The organism is Parendozoicomonas verongulae (assembly GCF_009711465.1).
GTDB classification, from domain to species: domain Bacteria; phylum Pseudomonadota; class Gammaproteobacteria; order Pseudomonadales; family Endozoicomonadaceae; genus Sansalvadorimonas; species Sansalvadorimonas verongulae.
On record NZ_SMME01000706.1, the window covers coordinates 1 to 5,877 of the forward strand.

Here is a 5,877-nt window from a genome sequence, read left to right on the forward strand (position 1 = left end):
TTGAACACCACAAGATGCTACTTCCCCCCCCTCACCTACAGTGAAACTAATTCTCGGATATCATCATTTGACAGTTCTGATATCCATTGTTCACCACTGGCGACCGTTAACTCCGCCAGTTCCTTTTTACTTTGAATCATCCCATCAATCTTTTCTTCAAAGGTGTTTTCAGTAATGAGCCTGTGAATCTGGACGTTTTTCTTCTGACCAATACGATAGGCCCGGTCTGTTGCCTGAGCCTCAACAGCCGGGTTCCACCAAAGGTCATAATGGATGACCTGACTGGCCTCAGTCAGATTCAACCCTGTACCACCGGCCTTCAGAGAGAGAACGAATATCCGGGACAGGGGATCGTTTTGAAAGGTCTCAACCATCTTGTCCCGTTTACCGCGCGGTAAACCGCCGTGTAGAAAAAGCGCATCCTGACCCAGCTCCTGGTGAACACTTTTCACCAACAGCTCTCCCATGGCGGTGTACTGGGTAAACACCAGCGTCTTTTCTCCAGCCTCTGTGGCTTCCCTGATGATTTCCAGAAACGTTGCGAGTTTGCCGGACTCTGACGGCTTGCTCTGCTCGTGGTTGAGAAACTGTGCCGGTGTATTGCAAATCTGTTTCAGAGCGTTCAGTAGCTTGAAAATAGTGCCTTTTCGTTCAATGCCTGCCTCACTGGACTGCAACTCTTCCAGAATAGTGTCCACCGTACTTTGGTACAGGGCGGCCTGCTTTGCACTCAGGCTGCAGTAGCGGTTGCTTTCAACTTTCTCAGGCAGATCACTGATAATGTTTTTATCCGTTTTTAAGCGACGAAGAATAAAGGGCGCAGTGATCTTACGGAAGGTTTGCAGACTGCTCTGGTCACGATCCTTTTCTATGGGTGAAGCAAACTCATCATGGAATCGTTTCTGGGTTCCCAGATAGCCCTTGTTGGTAAAGTCAAACAGGCTCCAGTACTCCCGCAACCGGTTTTCTACGGGGGTACCACTGAGACCAACACGAATATCTGCCTTCAGTTTTTTAATCGCTTTGGTTTGCAGACTGCCAGGGTTTTTAATGTTCTGAGCCTCATCGATCACCAGTGTTCGCCAGCGTGGTTTGCCCAGAGCCGCACTGTCTGAACGAATAAGCCCGTAGCTTGTAAGAATAATGTCATGACTGTCCGTCTCAAGGCTTCGCTGCTGTCCGTGGTAAACCTGCACAGTCAGACCCGGTGCAAACCGCTGAAGTTCCTTGTTCCAGTTAGTCAGCAATGATGTTGGGGCGACAACCAGCGCTTTTTGCTTATCCAGTTGACCGGACTCTTTCTGGTGAAGCAGCAGGGTAATAACCTGCAGGGTTTTTCCCAGGCCCATATCATCAGCCAGTAGTGAGCCGAAACCAATACGTGCGTTTTGGGCCATCCATTCAAAACCGCGCTGCTGATAGGGGCGAAGCTGGGCTTCAAGCCCTTCAGGACAGGGTGCCGGATCTCCTTTGAGTAACTGATTAAACAGCGTCTCTGCACTGCCGGTCAGATCGACTCTGGCACCGTCCAGTTCTCCGGACAAACCGGCTTTAAGAAGCTGTGCCCGGGAAAGGGACTCCGGCAGATCAGTCAGTTTCTTCAAGAGTTGTTGCAGTCGGGCATCATCCAGCATGACATACTGATCCAGCATTTTTACAAGGCCGGAAGCGCCACTGACCAGTGTCATAAACTCATCAGCTGGTAGTCGTTTATCCCCAATGGCCACCTGCCAGTTAAACCGGAGCAACTGGTCGATATTCAGATAGCTGACTGGCTTGTCGTTGTCTGAAGATGTCAGGGTCAGGCTGAGCCCGGGGTAAGCCAGGTTGCGCAGGCTTTTCGGAAGGACAAGGTGAATCCCCAGCATTTTCAGAGCGGGCAGTGTTTCCAGAAAAAGCGGGGTAAATGCTTGCAGGGTATAGTGGAGAGATGGCTGTCTCTCCTGGTGGATGCCGCTGTACAGTTTTTCAATATCAGGCAGGTAATCCGCCAGCAGAGCCAGATCGGTCAGGATACTCACCTGGGTTGCGGATAGACGGGAATCGGTTAGCAGTGAAGCCAGTGGCTGTAAGACACCATCCTGCTCCACTTGAACAGTGACCGACAGCTCGTCAGCATCGTTATTATCGTGGCCTTCTCCCACAATCAGGTGCAGCCGGTGCTTGCGTTCACCAAGAGTCAGCCGGTTCAGCCAGTTTCTGATCACCTTGGGGTATTCAATTGTCTCAAAACTATTGAATCGACAGGGGGTGTTGCCAAAAAAGAGCTGACAAATATCCTGCGTTATAAGCTGACTGTGAGACTGATACAGGGCTGCTGCGGTAAACAGGCTGATCAAGCTGTTCAGAGCCGCATCAACCTGGGTTCTTCCATCGGCATAGAGGTTCAGGGGTGTTTTGCGCTGCTTTGGTTTATGGGACAGCAATACCAGATCCGGTGGACAGTGAGTATACAACTCATTCAACAGAGCTTTAATTTCGTCACTCATCAGGGCCGGGTGCCAGTGAATCAGGTTTTTTCCTTCTGATTGCTCATAAACAGCCGGGATAAACGCTTGCTGGCTAACCAGCCGAACAGCCAGCCGATAGATTTGTTGCCACATCATGGCGTGATGGTAGTGCCGTGTGGTTTCGGGTTGTTCACTGGTATGCAGGGATCTCAGAAATTGCCCCCACTCTGTTGCGTTTTTGATGAGCTTTGCGCTTTTGACAGCCGAAGCCTTACTATCCCCCGCACCTTGAACCTCTATGAGCTGCCCGTTTTCATTGAGAATCAGAGATAAACGATTCAGCTGTGTAAACTCTACCTGGTCATCGGAAGGACTTTGAGCATTTTTGTCAAACTGAAGGGCACAACGGGCCGCTCTTTTGTAAAGGCCCGCCATGACTTCACGAAAGTCCTTTTTATAGAAAAGGGGCTGGCTGCCAAGTATCCGGAAGATACGTTCGTTCAACGGTTCAATGGTGGTCAGGTCCAGATTCTCAAAAACAGGGGCTTCAGGTATTTCCCAGTTTTGAATGACCGGATCCTTGTGCCACCTATCGAGATAGAGAGGTGGTGCATCAAGCCCCACCAAAGTGGTGCCCGATTGTTTTTCCATAGCTTTGATAAGATCCATGCCATGGAGCTCAAACACCAGAAAGGGATTTTTATCAATCTCATTGGCAATCAGATAGATGATGGCAGCAATATGTTTGCAGGGCATGGCCCAGTCGGGGCAGGAGCAACTGGCTGACATATCTTGCCAACTGCGGGGAAAGAGTGAAATCTTTTTTTGAGTCAGCAGGTCCAGCGTTTGTTTGGGCAACTGGCGATTCAGCAGTCTGGCCAGTACTGCAGGGTGACTGCTGACTGTTTCCAGAATGGTCTTTTTGTCTTTGGCAGTGAAACCCGGCAGGCTGACCGATACCCGATAAGGTCTGCGCTGTCTTCCCTGAACATCCGCTTTAGTTGTCGTCCCCTTGATCTCAATGGCGGTGACAGATCCGTTACCTGCATAACGCCGCCCCCGGGGAAGACGGTTGGTATCATCAATGCCATTAAAAGCGGCAAGCCACTGCTCGCCCCACCAGGTTTGACCGTATGAGTTAGACATAAAAAACCAGAATTTGAAGTCAGCGACAGAATTGTACGAGACAGGTGGTACTGAATCTATAGTTCAGGGGCGTAGCCCTCCTCATCAGGCAGGCAGCCCCAGCTGTTCAAAGAAAGCCCTGTTTCGTTCCTTCGCAGACTGAACCAAACGGTTGTAGGAAATCACTTCTATAAAGGCCCCAAAGCTCTTACTGTAGCCAAAGTAGCCCATATGATCATGGGTTGGTGTTAAATCGAAGATCTTACATCTTTGCAATACTGTTGGTGTCAGGTCACACACCACATAACAAAAACCGGGCACATCCCGGGAGTTTGGAATAAGCAACCCGTTCGCGGTTTTAACCTGCCCCTGTCGGATGCGATCCAGGTATTTCAGGGCTTGCTCAATGGGATCTTTTTCTTCTCCTTCTCTGGCATCATTTCGCATAGGCCTTTTAATCTCCACCACGGTGATAGAGCCCAGATAATCATGAAATGCCAGTCGCTCGTCGATCAGCCAGAGGTTGCAGGCATCAAGGGGTGTCTGCTCCGAATCCTTCCGCATGGGCATGATTAACTGATGGATAAAATCTTCACGGGAGTACTTGCCGTTATCCAGCTGGGCAATATGCTTTTCCAGAAGATCAATAATTGTCCTCCTGTGGGTCACATAGTTCGCGAGATCCGACTGTTTGAAGTCTTTTGCCTTCTGAAGGTAGCTATCCAGCTGTTTGCGGTAAGTTGTGAGGTTACTTTCCACAACAGGGTTCATAACCTCATGGCCTTCTTCCAGCAGTGCTTTTTCGGCTTTGTAATATTGCTTGTGAAGATGGATTTCAAGATCTTTATCAGAAATCCCCGGGTCAACCACAAGTTCAGTGGCATCCATATGCCCGACAATGGAACGATACCTGGGAGCCTTATGGGAGATAAATGAGTCAACCCTTTCTCGCCCCGCCTTCATATTGCCATCAAGATAGCTGGAGAGATAATCTCTGGTCCGCTCTACCACCTTCTCCCGAATTTCATTCAGAGAAATTTCAACATCATCTATTACGCCCTCTGCACTCTCGGCTATGTTGAAACCGGTTCTTTCAGAGCGGACGTGCTCATCAAGGTAAGGCGAAGTTACGTAGCAGGCATAAATAAACTCACCATCTTCATCTTCTATCGTACCAAACAGTCCGGGAACCTTCTTACTGATGGACTCTTCTCGCACTACCCGGCTGGCCGCGCAGAGGAACATGGAGTGATTCTTATTGCCACCCGCACGGAATTTGATATGAGTTAGCCCAAACGGATAACCTTTCAGCGTAACCGACTCGGTTTTGGCCTCAGCATGCATTCGCTGATCGTACAGCCTGGCCAGCACAACCCTCTCTGCACCATCCTTTACAACAATATTTGGCGTACCGTCGCTTCTCACGAAATACCACAAGCAATGCTCCAGAAGTGCGTCGGCAATACCCTCCGCTGTTTTTCGGCAGCAGGCATAATATTCCTTAGCAAAGCCTTCCAGCTTTAAAATGGTTTCTACATGTCGGTCTTCCACTTCCCGAGGGACTTCCACCTGAATCCCATTTTGTGCAGTAAAAGAGAAGTTACGCCGGTGAAATGCTCCACCCTGATGAAAAACACTTTCAACCTCTGCTTTGTCGAAGGTCTTTAACCACAAAAGACGCCCAATCCCACGACAGCCTTTGTCTACTTTGTGATCAGAGTCCAGTGTTTCAAAGGACTGCATGTTGGTGTCATTAAACCCGACACCATTGTCGGTCACAGTGAATCCTGTAATGACCTCCTGCGCCCCACTTTTTTCTATCGGTACCTGCTGCTGAGTATTGCGCATAATCTCCAGAACAATCTGCCCTTTTGCCAGCCTGCCCGCTTCTTCAAGAGACTGAATGGAGTTAACAACGGCTTCAAAAACCGGCATCAGGCCGTGTGTTTTTGGCAGGTTGGTATTACGCAATCGTCCGGTTAAATTGGTATGAAGACTCACGACTCCCCCACAGAAAAAAGACCATAATCCGATTCATTGGATACAGTTTAAGCGTACTCTTGCACCCGTTGCAGCCAGACAGAGTAGCGCATCTTAACCATGAAAGCGCTCTGGCCAAAAGTGCTCATCCATGAATTTGTCAAAGGCTCAGAGACAGCTTGGGGGGAAATCCTCTTCAGGGTAACCTGTTTCAATATGGGCATAGCAGGCAGCATCTGCCAAGGAGATCATTGCTCTTAATTTGTTGAAGAATGAGAGAACGTTTGATGGCGGTATTGAGCGTAAGATGAACTGTGCAATG

The 5,877-nt window shown here is 49.3% G+C and carries 2 protein-coding genes; both read right to left on the reverse strand.

The genetic code is table 11. The features are described 5' to 3' along the window. Positions 1-35: 35 nt before the first annotated feature. The gene (locus E1189_RS03380) at positions 36-3,596 is read right to left on the reverse strand and encodes an SNF2-related protein (protein WP_155158631.1); all 3,561 of its coding nucleotides are present in this window, start codon (positions 3,594-3,596) and stop codon (positions 36-38) included. 84 nt (positions 3,597-3,680) lie between these two features. Next, positions 3,681-5,576 carry a hypothetical protein gene (locus E1189_RS03385; protein WP_230460110.1) on the reverse strand — a complete coding sequence of 632 codons (1,896 nt, stop codon included), beginning with the start codon at positions 5,574-5,576 and terminating at the stop codon, positions 3,681-3,683. Between the last annotated feature and the right edge of the window lie 301 nt (positions 5,577-5,877).